This is a genomic window from Anaerotruncus massiliensis (ex Togo et al. 2026) (genome assembly GCF_900199635.1).
GTDB classification, from domain to species: Bacteria; Bacillota; Clostridia; order Oscillospirales; family Ruminococcaceae; genus Anaerotruncus; species Anaerotruncus massiliensis.
On sequence record NZ_LT962687.1, the window covers coordinates 3,012,456 to 3,029,664 of the forward strand.

At 63.4% G+C, this 17,209-nt stretch carries 15 protein-coding genes and 2 tRNA genes; 15 read left to right on the forward strand and 2 right to left on the reverse strand.

Annotation, left to right across the window (positions count from 1 at the left end; translation table 11 throughout):
* Positions 1 to 48: 48 nt before the first annotated feature.
* The gene (gene dnaA / locus C1A13_RS14495) at positions 49 to 1,377 is read right to left on the reverse strand and encodes a chromosomal replication initiator protein DnaA (RefSeq protein WP_101553136.1); all 1,329 of its coding nucleotides are present in this window, start codon (positions 1,375 to 1,377) and stop codon (positions 49 to 51) included.
* 367 nt (positions 1,378 to 1,744) lie between these two features.
* On the opposite strand from dnaA, the gene rpmH reads away from it, so the two are divergent.
* From rpmH to C1A13_RS14570, 15 genes are all read left to right on the forward strand, one after another.
* Positions 1,745 to 1,879 carry a 50S ribosomal protein L34 gene (gene rpmH, locus C1A13_RS14500; RefSeq protein WP_101553137.1) on the forward strand — a complete coding sequence of 45 codons (135 nt, stop codon included), beginning with the start codon at positions 1,745 to 1,747 and terminating at the stop codon, positions 1,877 to 1,879.
* Between the two features lie 180 nt (positions 1,880 to 2,059).
* Positions 2,060 to 2,395, forward strand: coding sequence for a ribonuclease P protein component (gene rnpA / locus C1A13_RS14505; RefSeq protein ID WP_101553138.1), 336 nt, complete (start codon positions 2,060 to 2,062; stop codon positions 2,393 to 2,395).
* On the forward strand, positions 2,389 to 2,640 hold the full coding sequence (gene yidD, locus C1A13_RS14510) for a membrane protein insertion efficiency factor YidD (RefSeq protein ID WP_101553139.1): 252 nt from the start codon (positions 2,389 to 2,391) through the stop codon (positions 2,638 to 2,640). Before rnpA ends, yidD begins: the two co-directional genes overlap by 7 nt.
* A 5-nt stretch (positions 2,641 to 2,645) precedes the next feature.
* Positions 2,646 to 3,713: a membrane protein insertase YidC gene (gene yidC, locus C1A13_RS14515; protein WP_101553140.1), complete on the forward strand. Its 1,068-nt coding sequence runs from the start codon at positions 2,646 to 2,648 to the stop codon at positions 3,711 to 3,713.
* A 55-nt stretch (positions 3,714 to 3,768) separates the two neighbouring features.
* Positions 3,769 to 5,055 (forward strand): RNA-binding cell elongation regulator Jag/EloR, encoded by a 1,287-nt coding sequence (jag, locus tag C1A13_RS14520; RefSeq protein WP_101553141.1) that lies wholly within the window; start codon positions 3,769 to 3,771, stop codon positions 5,053 to 5,055.
* A gap of 94 nt (positions 5,056 to 5,149) precedes the next feature.
* A complete protein-coding gene (gene mnmE / locus C1A13_RS14525) occupies positions 5,150 to 6,520 on the forward strand; it encodes a tRNA uridine-5-carboxymethylaminomethyl(34) synthesis GTPase MnmE (RefSeq protein WP_101553142.1) in 1,371 nt (456 codons plus the stop codon).
* A 422-nt stretch (positions 6,521 to 6,942) separates the two neighbouring features.
* The gene (mnmG, locus tag C1A13_RS14530) at positions 6,943 to 8,826 is read left to right on the forward strand and encodes a tRNA uridine-5-carboxymethylaminomethyl(34) synthesis enzyme MnmG (protein WP_101553143.1); all 1,884 of its coding nucleotides are present in this window, start codon (positions 6,943 to 6,945) and stop codon (positions 8,824 to 8,826) included.
* The gene (gene rsmG, locus C1A13_RS14535; RefSeq protein WP_101553144.1) at positions 8,823 to 9,539 is read left to right on the forward strand and encodes a 16S rRNA (guanine(527)-N(7))-methyltransferase RsmG; all 717 of its coding nucleotides are present in this window, start codon (positions 8,823 to 8,825) and stop codon (positions 9,537 to 9,539) included. The genes mnmG and rsmG overlap by 4 nt, the downstream gene beginning before the upstream one ends.
* A gap of 108 nt (positions 9,540 to 9,647) precedes the next feature.
* On the forward strand, positions 9,648 to 10,475 hold the full coding sequence (locus C1A13_RS14540) for a ParB/RepB/Spo0J family partition protein (protein ID WP_101553145.1): 828 nt from the start codon (positions 9,648 to 9,650) through the stop codon (positions 10,473 to 10,475).
* Between the two features lie 1,930 nt (positions 10,476 to 12,405).
* Positions 12,406 to 13,182, forward strand: coding sequence for a ParA family protein (locus C1A13_RS14545; protein WP_101553146.1), 777 nt, complete (start codon positions 12,406 to 12,408; stop codon positions 13,180 to 13,182).
* Between the two features lie 4 nt (positions 13,183 to 13,186).
* Positions 13,187 to 14,044 (forward strand): ParB/RepB/Spo0J family partition protein, encoded by an 858-nt coding sequence (locus tag C1A13_RS14550; RefSeq protein ID WP_101553147.1) that lies wholly within the window; start codon positions 13,187 to 13,189, stop codon positions 14,042 to 14,044.
* Between the two features lie 57 nt (positions 14,045 to 14,101).
* On the forward strand, positions 14,102 to 15,382 hold the full coding sequence (serS, locus tag C1A13_RS14555; protein ID WP_101553148.1) for a serine--tRNA ligase: 1,281 nt from the start codon (positions 14,102 to 14,104) through the stop codon (positions 15,380 to 15,382).
* A gap of 57 nt (positions 15,383 to 15,439) precedes the next feature.
* Positions 15,440 to 16,168 carry an acyl-[acyl-carrier-protein] thioesterase gene (locus C1A13_RS14560; RefSeq protein WP_101553149.1) on the forward strand — a complete coding sequence of 243 codons (729 nt, stop codon included), beginning with the start codon at positions 15,440 to 15,442 and terminating at the stop codon, positions 16,166 to 16,168.
* A gap of 84 nt (positions 16,169 to 16,252) precedes the next feature.
* A tRNA-Met gene (locus C1A13_RS14565) sits at positions 16,253 to 16,329 on the forward strand.
* Between the two features lie 40 nt (positions 16,330 to 16,369).
* Positions 16,370 to 16,444, forward strand: a tRNA-Glu gene (locus C1A13_RS14570).
* Between the two features lie 119 nt (positions 16,445 to 16,563).
* On the opposite strand, the gene C1A13_RS14980 is transcribed toward C1A13_RS14570, so the two are convergent.
* A partial coding sequence (locus tag C1A13_RS14980; protein WP_172439306.1) for a hypothetical protein occupies positions 16,564 to 17,209 on the reverse strand: 646 nt, incomplete at its 5' end.

Consider the following 17,209-nt stretch of genomic DNA (forward strand, 5'->3'; position numbering starts at 1 on the left):
AATCTTCCACGGGATTTGGCAGATGTGGAGAGTGGAAAGTGGAAAAAATCAGCTGTCGCGGATATTCTTGACGATATCCTCGATCGTTTCCTTGTAGCGCAGGTCGTTGGCCATGTTCTTTTCGACCTGCTGGATCGCGTAGACGATCGTGCTGTGGTCGCGCCCGCCGAACTCCTCGCCGATGGTGGACATCGACATCTGGGTGATCTCGCGCACGATGTAGATGGAGATCTGCCGCGCGGAGGAGATCTGGGCGCTGCGCTTGTTGGAGCGGATGTCCTGCGGCGAGATGCCGTAGGTGCGGCCGACCTCCGAGATGATCCGCTCGACCGTGACGGGCACCGGCTGGTTGTCGTTGAGGATGTCGCGGATCGCGTTCTGCGCGATGACGATCGACGGGTTGGTGCCCTGCAGGAGCTTGTAGGCCTTGAGCTTCTTGACGGCGCCTTCGAGCTGGCGGATGTTCGTCTTGAGGCGGTTGGCGATGTACTCGGCCACGTCGTCGGGGATCTGGATGTCCAGCAGCTGCGCCTTGCGGCGGATGATCGCGATGCGCGTCTCATAGTCGGGCGCCTGGATGTCCGCGAGCAGCCCCCACTCAAAGCGGGTGCGGAGCCTGTCCTCCAGCGTCTTGATCTCCTTGGGGGGCCGGTCGGACGCGAGGACGATCTGCTTGCCCGCCTCGTAGAGGGTATTGAAGGTGTGGAAGAACTCCTCCTGCGTGCTCTCCTTGCCGCCGATGAACTGGATGTCGTCGACGAGCAGCACGTCCGCCTTGCGGTACCGCTCGCGGAAGGCGGCGGTGTTCTGGTCGCGGATGGCGGTGATGATGTCGTTGGCGAACTCGTCGCCCTTGACGTAGATGATGTTGCAGTCGGGCTTGTTTTTGCGGATCTCGGTGCAGATCGCGTGGAGCAGGTGGGTCTTGCCCAGCCCGGAGCCGCCGTAGATGAAGAGGGGGTTGTAGGCGTTGGCGGGGTTGGCCGCGACGGCAAGAGAGGCCGCGTGCGCGAACTTGTTGGAGGAGCCGACGATGAAGGTGTCGAAGGTGTAGTCGTACTCCCCGCCGCTCACCGAGCTGTCCGCGTCGGCGGGCAGCGGCTCGACGGAAGAGGCCTGTCCCGCCGAGGGGCCGTCGCAGGAGACGTCGATGCCGACCTCGAAGCCGAGGACCTCCTCGAAGGCGGTCTGGAGGATGGCGGTGTACTTCTCCTTGACGATGTTCATCTTGAACTCGGAGTTTACCTTTAAATAAGCGGTCGACTCCACGAGCCGGACCGGGACGATGTCCTTGAGCCAGAGGTTGAAGGCCACGTCGGAGATTTTCCCTTTGCAGTGGTCGAGCACGAGCGGGAATAGGTCGGCGAATGATTCCATGGGAACAGCTCCTTTGGTGAGTGTGGAGAACCGGTGCAAACCGGCCCGGGACTGTGTGAAAAAGGAGAAATTCCACCGTTTTTCAACAGAACCTGTAACTTTTTAATCATACCACAAAACGGGCGTTCTTTCAAGTATTCCACATACGGCAGAATCTACATATTTATATAGTAGTGGGGGCGCGTTTTCCGTCGCCGCGAAACCGCCGCAGCCGAGGGAATTCGGCAAATACGGGGCCATGCCTTGACAAACCGCCGCAAAGTGCGGTATAATGCTTATCTGCAAGGTAAAAAAGAATTCCCCGCGCACGCGGCCTGCCGCCGCGGGCGCAGGATATGGAATCGACCGCAGGAGAGGAGGGTTGACAATGATTCGGACCTATCAGCCGAAAAAGCTCCAGAGGAAAAAAGAACACGGTTTCCGCAAACGTATGGCGACCAAGAACGGCCGCAAGGTGCTTGCCCGCAGAAGGGCGAAGGGCAGGGCTCGCCTGACCCACTGATCCCGGTCTGTTCCCCGCGCCCCGCGCGGGGCGGCGGGACGCCTTTCCCGGAAAAGCCCCTTTTGCGGCGCTGCGATGTTTGCATCGGAAAATAGACGGCCACAGCTCGCGTTGTGGTCTTTATTTTTATCAGGCGGCAGCGCGGCTGAGGGGTCCCGCCGCATGTTTGGAGGAACACCCATGCTCCACACCGAAACCCTGACGCTCAACAAGGAATTCCGCAGAGCCTACTATCGGGGCCGTGCCTTTACCACTCCCGTAGTTGTGGTCTACGTCCTCAAAAACCACAAAGGCATCAACCGCATCGGGCTGACCGCCACCAAGAAGATCGGCAAGGCGGTCAGGCGCAACCGCGCGCGGCGGGTCCTCAAGGAGGCCTACCGCCTGCTGGAACCGCAGTTCCCCGTCGGGAACGACTACGTCTTTGTCGCCCGCACCAAAACGGTTTTCGCCTCCACGCAGGAGGTCATGCGGGCAATGCGGTCGGTCATCGAAAAGCTGGGCAAAAAATCATGAAACGCCTGCTGCTCTTCCTGATCAGGCTCTACCGGCGGCTGCTTTCCCCGCTCAAGGGAAGGCCCACCTGTCGCTTCTATCCGACCTGTTCGGCCTATGCCTACACCGCCGTCGAGCGCTTCGGCGCGCTGCGCGGCGGCTATCTCGCGCTGAGACGGATTCTAAAGTGCCATCCGTTTCACCCGGGCGGGATCGATCCTGTCCCCGAGACCTTTTCATTTCGAAATCAAAAAGAGAGGAACTAGAATAGATGGCTTGGCTATATTCCATATTCGGTTACCCGCTCGGCTGGGTAATGTGGGCCTGCTTCAAGGTGATCCCCATCTACGGCGTCGCCCTTCTGCTCTTTACCATCATCGTGCGCGCCTGCCTGGTCCCGCTTTCGATCAAGCAGCAGAAGTCGATGGTGAAGATGCAGATCTTCAAGCCCCGCATGGATGAGATCCAGAAGAAGTACGCGAACAACAAGGAAAAAATGAATGAAGAGATGATGAAGCTCTACCAGGAGGAGAACTACAACCCGATGTCGGGCTGTCTCCCCATGGCGATCCAGATGCCCATCCTCTTCGGTCTTTACGACGTCATCCAGCGCCCGCTGACCCACCTGCTCCGGGTGGCCGGCCCGACCATCGAGAGCGCGACCGAGATCGCGGCGGGGCTCTTAAACAACGCGAACCTCGCCAAGGACTACTCCCGCCAGATCCGCATCATCGACGCAGTCAACCAGAACCCCGACGCCTTTTCGGGCCTGGGGGATTTTGTGCAGAAGGTGCAGTCGCTCGATCTGTCCATCGGCCCCATCGACCTGACCCAGCAGCCGACCTTCGCGCTCAACATCCTGCTGCTCATCCCGATCCTCTCCTTCCTGACCTCCGTGCTCGTCTCGTGGGTCTCGATGCGCCAGTCCGCGGCCGCCGCGGGCGACAACGCCGCCGCGGCCGGCATGTCCAAGGGCATGATGCTCATGATGCCGCTGATGTCCGCGTGGATCTCCTTTGTGGTGCCCGCCGGACTGGGCGTCTACTGGGTCATCTCCAACCTGCTCATGGCGCTCCAGACCTTCCTGCTCAACCGGTATATGAACCCGGCCAAGCTGGCCGCGAAGGCCCAGGCGGAGTATGAGGCCAAAAAGGAGGCCGACCGCCAGGCCAAGATCGAGGCCAAAAAGCGCGCGCGTGAACGCGGTGAAAAGGACATCGACACCGCCCTCTCCCAGAAGGAGATCAACCGCATCAAGCTGGCCGAGGCCAGGAAGCGCGACGCCGAAAAATACGGCGAAGTCTACAAGGAAGTTACCGACGACGACCTGAAGGCGTAAACAGGACTTGCCGCCCGCAACCGTGCGGCAACCATCACGGAGGTGTAAACAAGCCATGCGTGAAGTCATTAAGGAAGCGCGCAGCGTCGAGGAGGCCCTCGACCTCGCCTGCCAGGAATTGGGCGTCGAGCGCGACGCGATCGATTTTGAGATCGTCACCCTGCCCAAGCGCGGCTTTTTGGGCCTGCGCAACACCCCTGCCAAGGTGCGTGTATTCATCGAGGAGCCCGAGGCCCCCGCGCCCAGGAGGCGGGAGGAGCGCCCTGAGAAAAAAGAAAATACTGGAAAACAACAGCGGCAGGAGCCCCGCCGGGAGCCGAAAAAACAGGAGCCCCGCGCGGAAAAGCCCGCCCCCAAAGCGGAGGCGAAGCCGGAGCAGGCCGCCGAGCCGAAACCGGAAAGCAAGCCCGAGCCCGCCGAGCCGCAGCCGCCGCTGGAGTTTGTGGCCGCGGACACGGTCGAGGGTAAGGCGCGCACCGCCGCCGACTATGTCAAGTCGGTGCTGGCTGAGATGGGTGTCGCGGCGGAGATCTCCGTGGCGTTTACCGATAACGGCATCGTCATGCGGCTGTCGGGCGAGGGGCTGGGCGTCATCATCGGACGCCGCGGCGAGACGCTCGACGCGCTGCAATACCTCTCCGGGCTGGTCGCCAACCGCCAGGAGGGCGACTACATGCGCGTGACGATCGATTCGGGCAACTACCGCGAAAAGCGGGAGCGCACGCTGCAGCAGCTTGCGCGCAAGCTCTCCGCCTCCGCGGTCCGCTATGGGAGGCCGTCGACCCTCGAACCGATGAACCCCTATGAGCGCCGCATCATCCATTCGACCGTTTCGGGGATCGAAGGCGTGACCTCCTCCTCCATCGGGGAGGAGCCCAACCGCCGCGTGGTCATTTCCCCGACCAACCCGCGCCCGCAGCAGCGGGGCGGAAAAGGCCGCGGCCCGCGTCCGGGCGGCGCCGGCGGAAGCCGACCGCCCCGCAGGGACGGACGGCCCGGCGAGGGACGTCCGCGTGACGACAGGCCCCGCGACGACAGGCCCCGCGACGACAGGCCGAGGGACGACCGCCCGCGCGACGACCGCCGCGGAGGGGACAGGCCCCCCCGCAGGGACGGGTTCCGCAGCGACCGCGGCCCGCGCCGGGACGGCGCGCCCCGTGAGAGCGTCAAGCCGACCCCGACCGATGTGGACCGCGAGTACATGAAGGAGCTTGAGCGGGAGCCCGAGCACTATGTGAAGCCGGATTCCTCCGAGCAGGCCGCGCAGCCGCGCAGCGAACCCGCGCGCCCCGCCGCCCGCGTTGAAGAGGATCTGCCGCTCTACGGCAAGATCGACCTGTAACACCGATTCTGACTGCGAGGAGGTTTCACGTGAAACCTCCTCGTTTGCACGTTCCGACCATTTTCATGACGGCCGCGGGCCGGGAGGAGACAGGATGCAGAGCATGGATACGATCGCGGCGGTCGCGACGCCGCTGGGGACCGGCGGGATCGGCGTGGTGCGCCTGTCCGGCCCCGAGGCCGCGGCGGTCGCGGACCGCGTGGTCCGGCTGGCCGGGGAAAAGACCGTGGCCGGGATGAAAGGGTATACCTGCGCCTATGGGCGGGCGGGCGACGCGGATGGGGAGATCGACGAAGCGGTCGTCACCCTCTTTCGCGCGCCGAGGAGCTTCACGGGGGAGGAGGTCGTCGAGATCGCCGTCCACGGCGGCGTCTACCTCGTCAACCGTCTTTTGCGCGCCTGCGTTGCGGCGGGCGCGCGACCCGCGCTCGCGGGGGAGTTTACCCGGCGCGCCTTTTTGAACGGCAAGCTCGACCTGACGCAGGCGGAGGCGGTCGCCGACCTCATTTCCGCCGAGGGGCGGCAGGCGGCGCGCGCCGCGCTGAGCGCGCGGGACGGGGCGCTCTACCGCCGGGCCGAAGCCGTGGCGGACGCCCTCACCGGCTACGCCGCCCACCTGGCCGCGTGGATCGACTATCCAGAGGAGGAGATCGCCGAGGTGGACCCGGCCGAGCTGGGCGGGGGACTGCGCCGCTGTGAAGACGACCTGGCGGGGCTGCTCGGCACCTACGACACGGGGAGGATCATCCGGGAGGGGATCTCCGCCGCGATCGTCGGGCGGCCGAACGTGGGCAAGTCAACCCTGATGAACCTGCTCGCAGGGCACGCCCGGAGCATCGTCACCGAGATTGCGGGGACGACGCGGGACATCGTGAGCGACACGATCCGTTTGGGGGAGATCGTGCTGCACCTGTCGGATACGGCAGGCATCCGCGGCACCGACGACCCGGTGGAACGCGCGGGGGTGGACCTCGCGGTCGGGGAGCTTGCGCGGGCGCAGCTCGTGCTGGCGGTCTTCGACGGCTCGGACGCGCTCGATGAAAACGACCTGCGCGTGATCCGCTGCTGCAAGGACGCGGTCTGCATCGCCCTCGTGAACAAAAACGACCTGCCCCAGCGGCTGGATATGGAGGTCATCCGGGAGAATTTCGCGCATGTTGTGACGCTCTCGGCTAAGTCGGCGGAGGGGGCGGACGCGCTGAAAAAAAAGATTGAGGAGCTCTTTCTGCTTGAGCGTTTCGACCCTTCGGCGGCGGTGGTCGCCAACGAGCGCCAGCGCGCCGCCGTGGCGGACGCGCTGGCGGAGGTGCGCGAGGCGGCGGACGCGCTGGAAGCGGGCGTCTCCTACGACGCGGTGTGCGTCTGCATCGAGCGCGCGGTGGACGCGCTGCTCACGTTGACGGGCAGGCGCGCAACGCAGGAGGTCGTCGACCAGGTTTTTTCCCGCTTCTGCGTCGGAAAATAAATGGCTTTTTGTTTAAACAAAAATTTTCGTCCACCTTTTATAAAAGGTGGCGGGTGAGCCGCCGGACGAGGTCCGGCGGCGAGGGCGGAGCCCTCACTTGGGCCCGCAGGCCCTGCTTCAGGCGCATTTTGGGGGCTTGGGGGCCTTTTGCAAGAGAAAAGGCCCCCCATGGCGCGCCCGCGGGCGCGCCTTCCCCGCGCTGGGCAAAGACGAGGAGGCCGTGGGGCGGTTCCCCGGCGGGAAACCGCCCCACGGCAAACGCCTCTTTTTCTCTTGTAAAAAGGGGCCGAAAAATACGCCTGAAGGATGGGGCGTTCCGCGCCTGCGGGCGCGGCAAGGGCGGGCTTTTGAAAAAGCCCCCCTTGACCCCGAAAACTTTCGCGATAGAAGAGTCCGAATTTTAAGAGAAGGGAGGGGTTTCAATGGAATACCGGGCAGGCGGCTATGACGTCGCCGTGATCGGCGCGGGACACGCGGGCATCGAGGCCGCGCTCGCAGCCGCGCGGCTTGGCGCGCGCACTGTGCTCTTTACCATGTCCCTCGACGCGATCGGCAACATGCCCTGCAACCCCTCGATCGGCGGCACTGCGAAGGGGCACCTCGTCCGGGAGATCGACGCGCTCGGCGGCGAAATGGCTAAGGCCGCCGACGCCACCTTTATCCAGTCCCGGATGCTAAACCGCGGCAAGGGTCCGGCGGTCTACAGCCTGCGCGCGCAGGCCGACCGCAAGCAGTATCACCTCTATATGAAGCGCGCGCTCGAATACCAGGAAAACCTCGACCTCAAGCAGGCCGAAATCGTCGATATCCGCGCGGAGAACGGCCGCGTGTCCGCCGTCGTCACCGCGCTGGGCGCGGTCTACGGGGTGAAGGCCGCCGTGCTCTGCACCGGCACCTACCTGCGCGGCAAAATCTTTGTGGGGGAGTACGCCGCTGAGAGCGGACCGGACGGGATGCATGCGGCGGGCCCGCTCTCCGATTCCCTGCGGGCGCTCGGCCTCCCGCTCCGCCGCTTCAAGACCGGCACCCCCGCGCGGGTTGACCGCCGTTCGATCGACTTTTCCAAGACTCAGCCGCAGGAGGGGGACGACCCGATCACCCCCTTCTCCTTTGAGACCGACCCGGCGGGCCTCCAAAACCGCGCGGTCTGCTACATGGCCTACACGAACGAGCGCACCCATGCCGTCATCCGCCAAAATCTCCACCGTTCCCCCCTCTATGGTGGAATGATCGAGGGGATCGGGCCGCGCTACTGCCCGAGCATCGAGGACAAGGTCGTCCGCTTTGCCGACAAGACCCGCCATCAGCTTTTCATTGAGCCGATGGGGCTGGATACCAATGAGATGTATTTGCAGGGGATGTCCTCGTCGCTGCCCGAGGAGGTGCAGGTCGCGCTCTACCGCACGATCGACGGCTTTGAAAAGATACAGATCATGCGCAACGCCTATGCGATCGAGTACGACTGCATCGATCCGACCTGCCTTTGCGCGTCGCTCGAATGCAAAGCGGTCGGCGGGCTCTTCGGCGCGGGGCAGTTCAACGGCACCTCCGGATATGAGGAGGCTGCCGCGCAGGGCCTGGTGGCCGGCGTGAACGCCGCCCGCCAGACCCAGGGGAAGGAGCCGCTGATTCTCGACCGCGCGAGCTCCTATATCGGCACGCTGATTGACGACCTCGTAATTAAGGGCTGCAACGACCCCTACCGCATGATGACCTCCCGCTCGGAATACCGGCTGCTGCTGCGGCAGGACAACGCCGACGCGCGGCTGACCTCCATCGGGTATGAGCTCGGCCTCATCGGGGAGGAGCGCTGGCGGCGGTTCCGGGAGAAGCAGACGCTGATCGAAGGGGAGATCGCGCGGCTGCGGAAAACGTCCGCCGCGCCCTCGGAGGAACTGAACGGCCTGCTTGTTTCACGTGAAACGGCGCCGATCACCCTTTCGGTACGGCTCGCGGAGCTGCTGCGCCGCCCGCAGGTCGGCTACGCCGACCTCGCGCCCTTCGACCCGGAGCGTCCGGGGCTTCCGCGCGACGTGTGGGAGGAAGCGGAGATCACGATCAAATATGAGGGATACATCAAAAAGCAGCTCGCCCAGGTGGCGCAGATGCGGCGGCTGGAAAACCGCGCGCTGCCCGCCGACATCGATTACCGCGGGATCGGCGGGCTGCGGCTGGAGGCGGCGGAGAAGCTCGGGAAGATCCGCCCCGTCAACATTGGGCAGGCGTCGCGCATCAGCGGGGTGAGCCCCGCGGATATCTCGGTGCTGCTGATCTGGCTGGAACAGCGCAGGGGAGGGAAGACATGATTGACAAAAGGATGCTCGCGGAGTATGCGGCCGCGCTCGGGCTTCCGCTCGGGGAGGCCGAGCTGGAGCGGTTCGACCGGTACGCGGAGCTGCTCGTCGAGTGGAACGAAAGGATGAACCTCACGGCGATCACCGAGCCGGGGGAGATCGTCGTCAAGCATTTTGTGGACAGCCTGACCCTGCTCAGGGCGTTCACACCCCCCGTGGGGGCGACCCTGGTCGACGTGGGGACCGGTGCGGGCTTTCCGTCGGTGCCGGTGAAGATCGTGCGGCCCGACCTGCGGGTCACGCTGCTTGACAGCCTGAATAAACGGCTGGTTTTTCTGAGGGAACTGTCCGGCGCGCTCGGGCAGGAAGAAAACGTTTGTGTCCATGCGCGCGCCGAGGAGGCGGGCAGGCAGCCCGGACACCGGGAGCAATATGCGCTTGCGACCGCGCGGGCGGTGGCGCACCTGCGGGAGCTGAGCGAATACTGCCTGCCGCTGGTGCGGGTAGGCGGCATGTTCGCGGCGCTCAAGGGGGGCGACGTGGACATGGAGCTGGAGGAATCCCGCAGGGCGGTGGAGCTTCTGGGCGGGAAAATCGACCGGATCGAACGGCTGGTTCTGCCGGATGGAAGCCGCAGGACGATTATCTGCGTCAAGAAAATATCGCAGACCTCGACAAAATATCCACGTCCGCACGCGAAAATGGCAAAAAATCCGCTGGCCTGATGTCCCAGGCTGGCGGATTTTGCTTTTTTCTGCGACCGAAATTTCTGGAAATCAGGAATATTTCATGGTACCATCTAGTCAAGGACAAACGGAAGGACGTGAAATGCCATGAAGTTTTCAAAACAGCGCACGGTCAACCGGGTCGTCCTGCTGGATGTCAACGAGATCACCTCGAGCCCCTACCAGCCGCGCAGGCAGTTTGATCCCAAGGGCATGAAGGAACTGGCCGACAGCATCTCCCAAAGCGGATTGCTCCAGCCGATCACGGTGCGCCGCACCGAAACGGGGTACGAGCTCATCGCGGGGGAGCGCCGGCTGATGGCCTGCCGGATGCTCCATCTGGACAAGATTCCCGCCATCGTCGAACAGTTCGACGACGAAAAATCCGCCGTATTTTCCCTGGTGGAAAACCTCCAGCGCAAGGACCTCAACTATTTTGAAGAGGCGGTGGGCATCCAACAGCTGATGCAGCGGTGCGAAATGACCCAGCAGCAGGTTGCGGAACGGCTGGGCAAGGCGCAGTCGACCGTCGCCAACAAGCTGCGCCTGCTGACCTTCAGCGAACCGCTCCGCCGCCGGATGCTCGACGCGGGCCTGACCGAACGCCACGCGCGCGCCCTGCTCAAGCTCCCGGATGAGATCACCGTCGCAGCGGCTTTGGAGCATATCGTGCGGGAGCGCCTAAACGTGGGGGAGACCGAGCGGTATGTGGACGCGCTTCTCGAGCCTGTCGAAGAGCAGGAAGAGCCGCGCAGGGCCACCCGTCTCTTTATCGTGAAGGACCTGCGCGTCTTTATGAACACGATCTCCAAAGCGGTCTCCACCATGAAGCTGGCGGGCATCGACATCAACACCACCAAGGTCGAGGATGAGGAATACATCTGCTATACCATGCGGATTCCCAAAAAGAGCGCTTACCGGACGCACAGCGCCTAATTTTCTCCGACGCCAACCACCGCTTGGACGGGCCGCGTTAACAGCGCGCGGAAGCCGTCCCGGGGCTTGGTCAAATAAATACACGTTTCCCTGCAAAGAAACCGCCGCAAGGCGGTTTCTTTGCGTCGCGCAGACCGCGCGCTCCGATTGCGGCGATAAGGCGGCGCGACACGCGGAAAGCCGCCGCAAGGCGGTTTCTTTGCGTCGCGCAGACCGTGCGCTCCGATTGCGGCGATAAGGCGGCGCGACACGCGGAAAGCCGCCGCAAGGCGGTTTCTTTGCGTTGCGGAAGTTTTGGGTTTGCCGCTCCCTGAGCGGCGGAGGTTGTCGGTGGCCGGCCGACGGCGGATTTAGATTATCCGCTCAGTGAGCGGCGGAGTTTGTCGGTAGTCGACCGACGGCGGGCTTAGATGTGCCGTTCATGAAGCGGCAGAGCTGCCGGGTCCCGCCCCGGCAGGCGGCCCTATTTCTTGGCCGCCCAAGAAATAGGGGAAAGAAACCGCAGGGGGCTGCGCCCCCTTGACCCCCGCGCCGCCTCCGGTTGGCCTTCGGCCAAAGTCGGCGGCGCCCTGCCACGGATCAATGGGCGGGTGTACAACAACCCGCCAGCCACCGCGCCGCGGGCGCAATGCCTCTGCCGGCGAGTCCCCGGAACCGTACCGGAAGTGCTTTCGGGGAGGCACGGCCGCTTTTGCGTGGCGCGCAGCGCCCACGGGGAGGCGGAAAACTGCGCGGCTTCGCCGCGCACGCGCGCAGAGCGCGCGAACGCCCGGAACGGGCGTTGTTTTCCGCCGAGTGTCCTTGGCGAGCCATCCGGCTTCGGTCGTTGGGAGCGCAAGGCGCACGTCAGTTGCGGCCCCTGCCCGCAACTGACCCCGCGATCGGTCAAGCCGATGCGCGTGCGCCTCACGGGCGGAGGGTCAGCGACCCTCCCCCGTGTGCCCCCACTCGGCAAGTTCGCCGCACCGTTGTTTCCATCGTTGGGTGCGCCCGCAACCTGAATTGAGCCTTCAGCTAGTGTACCCGTGGGGAGCGGCGGTAGCCTGCGGGTTATGGCAAGGTACTCCCGGGGGATACCGCTTAAAGTTCCGTCCCGCAGGGCCGGGTCCGCGTAGCGGACTCAAGCCGGGGTCGCGGGGCGGAGCGCCCGCGACTGCGGTCCGCAGACCGCGTTTCGGAGGCCAACCGCCGAAGGCGGCTCTTAGGCCGGAGATCGGCCGTCGCGCGTAGCACGCTCCGGGCGTAGCCCGGGCAGGCCGCCCAAGGCGGAAGTCCCCTTGAGCGCCCTTCTTCCGCCGACTTCTTGGGTGCGCAAGAAGTCGGCCCGCCTGCCGGGGCGGGACCCGGCGATTCCTGCCGCCAAAGGCGGCACATCTGAAGCGCCCCGAAGGGGCGCGAAAAAAGCCTTCCGTCTCCCGGGCGGAACATCTAATAAGAAGCCCCGCCGGGAACAGCGCGGCAAATCCAAAACCACCGCCGGGGCGGGACCCGGCTAAAACGCGCTGCCCGGCTTCGCCGGAGCGCCGCTGCGCGGCGACGCGCATTCAAAGGGGCTTACGCCCCTTTGTATTCCCATAGAGGAACTGCCTGCGGCAGAATCTCTTACAAGGTGCGCCCTGTAGGGGCGCGAAAAAAGCCTTTGACCCCAGGACGGAAAATCGAAAACCGGAGCGCGGCGGAACGCGCTCGTGATTCTTGCCGCCCACGGGCGGCAATTCCCGTCTAAGCCCCGCCGGGAGCGGCGCGGCAAGCTCCGCCGCTCCCGAGCGGCACCTCCCCTCCTGTTTCACGTGAAACACTCCGGAGGGCAAAACCCCGCGGAGGGGCTGGGGAATTTTTGTCGCAGATTGCCCTTTTAAAGCCGCCTGAATTATGCTATAATCATAACCGTTATGAAATCAGCGGACAAGCCGGGTAAATGGAGGCAAAAATGGGCAAAATCATTGCAGTTGCGAACCAGAAAGGCGGCGTCGGAAAGACGACCAGCGCGGTCAACTTGACGGCGGCGCTCGGCGCGCGCGGATATAAGGTGCTGCTGGTCGACGTGGACCCGCAGGGGAATTCCACCTCGGGACTGGGCGTCAACAAGCGCGACCTCAAGCATTCCACCTATGATCTGATGGTCGCGACGGCGCAGCCGGCGGAGGTGCTGCGGCACACGCTGTTTGAGAATGTGGATGTCCTGCCCTCCAACATCTCGCTGGCGGGGGCGGAGATCGAGCTCGTCGAGCTGGACAACCGCGCGATGCGCCTCAAGACGGCGCTGCTGAAGGTGCGGCAGGATTACGACTTCATCTTTATCGACTGCCCGCCCTCGCTCGGCATCATCACGCTCAACGCGTTTGCCGCTTGCGACACGCTGCTGATCCCCATCCAGTGCGAATATTACGCGCTCGAGGGCCTCTCCCAGCTCATGGCGACGCTGCGGCAGGTCAAGCGGCTCTACAATCCCTCGATTGATATCGAGGGGGTGCTGCTCACCATGTATGACAGCCGCCTCAATTTGACGGTGCAGGTCGTGGCGGAACTCAAAAAATACTTTCCGCAGAAGATCTACCGGACGGTGATCCCGCGCAATGTCCGGCTCTCGGAGGCGCCCAGCTTTGGGCAGCCGGTCATGTATTACGACCGTTCCTCCAAGGGGTGCGCGGCATACGACGAATTGGCTGAGGAATTCCTCAGGAAGAACCAGAGGGATAGGGGGTAAGGCATTGGCAAAGGCAAAAGGGGGACTGGGCAAGGGCCTGGAGGCGCTTTTCGCCGACAATTCCACCGACGAGGCGGCCGTCTCGACGCTGGCGGTCAGCGAGATCGAGCCCAACCGCGGGCAGCCCCGCAAGCAGTTCGACCCGGCGGCGCTCGCCGATCTGGCTGATTCCATCCGGCAGCACGGCGTGCTGCAGCCGCTCGTCGTGCGCCCGATGCCCGACGGCAGCTACCAGCTCGTCGCGGGGGAGCGCCGCTGGCGCGCCGCCCGGATGGCGGGGCTTTCTCAGGTGCCCGTCGTCATCAAGGAGCTCAGCGACAGCGAGACGATGGCGCTCGCGCTCATCGAAAACCTCCAGCGGGAGGATCTCAACGCGATTGAAGAGGCGATGGGCTACCGGGACCTCATGGAAAATTTTGGATTGACGCAGGAGCAGGTCTCCGCCAAGGTGGGCAAGTCCCGCCCGGTGGTCACCAACGCGCTGCGGCTGTTGGGCCTGCCCGAGGAGGTGCGGGGGCTTCTGTCGGAGGGGAAGCTCTCCGCCGGGCACGCACGCGCGCTGCTCTCGCTGGGGGAGGAGGAGCTCATCCGGCAGGCGGCGGCGGACACGGTCAAAAAGGGCCTCTCGGTGCGGCAGGTCGAGGCGCTCGCCAAGCGGCAGAAGCAGCAAAAAGCCGCTCCCAAGCCGCAGAACGCCTGGGACCAGAGCTTTTTTGCCGAGGTGGAGCTCGCCCTCTCCCAGTGCCTCGCCCGCAAGGTGAAGGTGGAAGGGGAGAACGGCAGGGGCCGGCTGGTCATTGAATTCTACGACGAGGACGACCTGCGGTCGATCGCGTCGTCGCTGGAGAAGAGCGGGGGCTGAGTTTCCACCGGAAGGGCCCCGTGGTGTGGAAAAACCGAATTCGGAGGAGAATAGACAATGCTGGACATCAAATTTGTACGGACGAATCCCGACGTGGTCAAGGAGAACATCAAAAAGAAGTTCCAGGAGGAGAAGCTGCCGCTGGTGGACGAGGTGATCGACCTCGACCGGCGCTACCGCGAGGCCAAGACCCGCTGCGACTACCTGCGCAGCCAGCGCAACACGATCAGCAAGCAGATCGGCGGCATGATGGCCAAGGGGCAGAAGGAGGAGGCCGAGCAGGCCAAGGCGCAGGTCTCCTCGATGGCCAGGGAGCTGGCGGACCTCGAGGAGCAGGAGACGGTGCTCGAAGGGGAGATCAAAAAGCGGATGATGGTCATCCCGAACATCATCGACCCGTCGGTGCCGATCGGGAAGGACGACGGCGAAAACGTCGAAGTGGAAAAGTTCGGCGAGCCGGCGGTGCCCGACTTCGAGATCCCCTACCATGTGGAGATCATGGAAAAGCTGCGCGGCATCGACCTCGACAGCGCCCGCCGCACGAGCGGAAACGGGTTCTATTACCTCTGCGGCGATATCGCGCGGCTGCACTCGGCGATCCTCTCCTACGCGCGCGACTTCATGATCGACCGGGGCTTCACCTACTGCGTGCCCCCCTTCATGATCCGCAGCAACGTGGTCAACGGGGTCATGAGCTTTGCCGAGATGGAAAACATGATGTACAAGATCGAGGGGGAGGACCTCTACCTGATCGGTACGAGCGAGCATTCGATGATCGGCAAATTCATCGACACGATGCTCGAGGAGAGCCAGCTTCCCCAGACGCTGACGAGCTATTCCCCCTGCTTCCGCAAGGAGGTGGGCGCGCACGGCATCGAGGAGCGCGGCGTCTACCGCATCCACCAGTTTGAAAAGCAGGAGATGATCGTCGTCTGCAAGCCGGAGGAGAGCATGGAGTGGTTCCAAAAGCTCTGGCGGAACACGGTCGATTACTTCCGTTCCCTCGACATCCCCGTGCGCACGCTCGAGTGCTGCTCGGGCGACCTCGCGGACCTCAAGGTCAAAAGTCTCGACGTGGAGGCGTGGAGCCCCCGCCAGAAGAAATACTTCGAGGTGGGCAGCTGCTCCAACCTTGGCGACGCGCAGGCGCGCCGGCTGGGCATCCGCGTCAAAAATAAGGAGACGGGGAACTACTTCCCCCACACCCTCAACAATACGGTCGTCGCGCCGCCCCGCATGCTGATCGCGTTTTTGGAGAACAACCTGAACGCCGACGGTTCGGTGCGCATCCCGCAGCCGCTGCGGATGTACATGGGCGGCAGGGACGTCATTCGGTAAACGCGCCGCGCCGGAAGCTCCCGGCGGATAGATTGGGCGAAAACGGGAGAGACTAACATGGTAGAGACCTACAAAAAAGAAATCCTGGTGACCGAACCGGAAACCGACATCACCAAGCGGATGACGCTGTCGAACATCATGCGCCACTCCCAGCAGATGGGCAGCGAGCACATCGCGTCGATGGGCATCGACTACAACCGCATGTACCGGGACGGGATGGTTTTCCTCGTCAACAAGATGCTCATCACGATCGACCGGCGGCCCGTCTTCGGGGAGGAGCTGCTGCTGACGACGATCCCCCGCAAACCGAAGGGCGCGCAGTTCATCCGCGATACGATCTTTGAGACGCGGGCGGGGGAGAAGCTCATCGAGGTGAGCATCTCCTGGATGCTCGTGAGTCCCGACACGCACAAGATCCTGCGTCCCTCGGTGTTCGACGTCTACGGCTTCGAGATGTTCCCCAACGAGGGGGAATACATCACCGGCTACCGCATCCGGCGGCCCGAGGCGGAGACGGTCACCCACCTGCGGCAGGTCAAATACAGCGATCTCGACTACAACTTCCATGTGAACAACGCCGTCTACGCCGCCATCGTCTGCGACACCCTGCCGCTGGAGCCGCTCACCGAGCGGGAGATCGCCAGCTTCGGCATCGTCTACCAGCGGGAGGCCAAGGCCGGCGAGGTGATCGAACTGGACGTGGCCGCCCTTCCGGACGCCGCCTATTATGTCGGCGGACGGGTCGCGGAGGAACGCTGTTTTGAAGCGGAGATAAAATTCCGCTGATTGCCAAAAACACCTTGACAAACTTTCCTGTATCCAGTATAATGTAATTCGCTCGCTTGTACATTTTGTATCGGCGGCGGATATGGCGGTATAGCTCAGCTGGCTAGAGCATTCGGTTCATACCCGAAGTGTCACCGGTTCGAATCCAGTTACCGCTACCATTCGCTCGAGCCTCACCGAGAGGTGAGGCTCGACTTATCCGGCCTGTTCGTCAAGTGGTTAAGACACCGCCCTTTCACGGCGGGTTCACGGGTTCGAATCCCGTACAGGTCACCAAAAAGGAACGGGACCCCTTTGGGGTCCCGTTCCTTTTTTTAAAAGCGCGGGAATCGGCAGGCGCGCCGCGCGTGGAAAAGGCCCCGCTTCCATTGGAAGCGGGGCCTTTAGGAGGGGCGTTACTTCTTGACGAGCGGCCGGTCGGTGATGATCACATGGTTCCCCATCGTGGTGGTAAAATGGAGGTATCCGGATTTGTCGAACCAATTATTCGGCGCGGCAATCTGAGTGATCGTCTTGTTGGCCTGGTCGTATGCGTAGAAGTAGAGGGTCTGCGTATTGAGCTTGGAAAAATCGGGCTTCACAGTGATCGTGACGGGCATCCCGAAGGAACCCTTCTGGTCAAACTTGATGATCGCCATCTGGTTCGCATAGATCTTTTCAAAAGCGGTCCGGACCGAAAGATCGTCGGTACGCAGGCTGAACTTGAGGTTCGTCGCGGCCGTCCACTTGGCGGGATCGAAGGCGGCCCGGTAATTGAGAACATTTTTGCCCGTATTGCGGTCCACCTTCCAGTTCTCGATGGAAAGGATGGTGTTCACCGCCACGCCCTTTTTTGCGGCCGCGGTGTTGGCGGCTTTCACAATGGCGCGCACGGTCTGCGGGGAAATTTCCGTGCCGGTCTTAACGGTAACGGTCGCGGTCGTGGAGGCGAGCCCGGCCTTTTTGGCCGCGGCGATCGCGTTGGAAACCGCCGTGGTGGTGCTTTTGGTCACGGTTGCGGAGCGAATGAGGTTTGCGTTGGCGGAACCGCCGGCTCCACCG

Bases quoted from the DNA above. Each gene is read 5' to 3' on its own strand.
- mnmE (WP_101553142.1), top strand. From the start codon at position 5,150: ATGCAGAGCATGGATACGATCGCGGCGGTCGCGACGCCGCTGGGGACC.
- rsmG (WP_101553144.1), top strand. From the start codon at position 8,823: ATGATTGACAAAAGGATGCTCGCGGAGTATGCGGCCGCGCTCGGGCTT.
- C1A13_RS14540 (WP_101553145.1), top strand. From the start codon at position 9,648: ATGAAGTTTTCAAAACAGCGCACGGTCAACCGGGTCGTCCTGCTGGAT.
- jag (WP_101553141.1), top strand. From the start codon at position 3,769: ATGCGTGAAGTCATTAAGGAAGCGCGCAGCGTCGAGGAGGCCCTCGAC.
- rpmH (WP_101553137.1), top strand. From the start codon at position 1,745: ATGATTCGGACCTATCAGCCGAAAAAGCTCCAGAGGAAAAAAGAACAC.
- serS (WP_101553148.1), top strand. From the start codon at position 14,102: ATGCTGGACATCAAATTTGTACGGACGAATCCCGACGTGGTCAAGGAG.
- C1A13_RS14545 (WP_101553146.1), top strand. From the start codon at position 12,406: ATGGGCAAAATCATTGCAGTTGCGAACCAGAAAGGCGGCGTCGGAAAG.
- dnaA (WP_101553136.1), bottom strand. From the start codon at position 1,377: ATGGAATCATTCGCCGACCTATTCCCGCTCGTGCTCGACCACTGCAAA.
- C1A13_RS14560 (WP_101553149.1), top strand. From the start codon at position 15,440: ATGGTAGAGACCTACAAAAAAGAAATCCTGGTGACCGAACCGGAAACC.
- rnpA (WP_101553138.1), top strand. From the start codon at position 2,060: ATGCTCCACACCGAAACCCTGACGCTCAACAAGGAATTCCGCAGAGCC.
- yidC (WP_101553140.1), top strand. From the start codon at position 2,646: ATGGCTTGGCTATATTCCATATTCGGTTACCCGCTCGGCTGGGTAATG.
- mnmG (WP_101553143.1), top strand. From the start codon at position 6,943: ATGGAATACCGGGCAGGCGGCTATGACGTCGCCGTGATCGGCGCGGGA.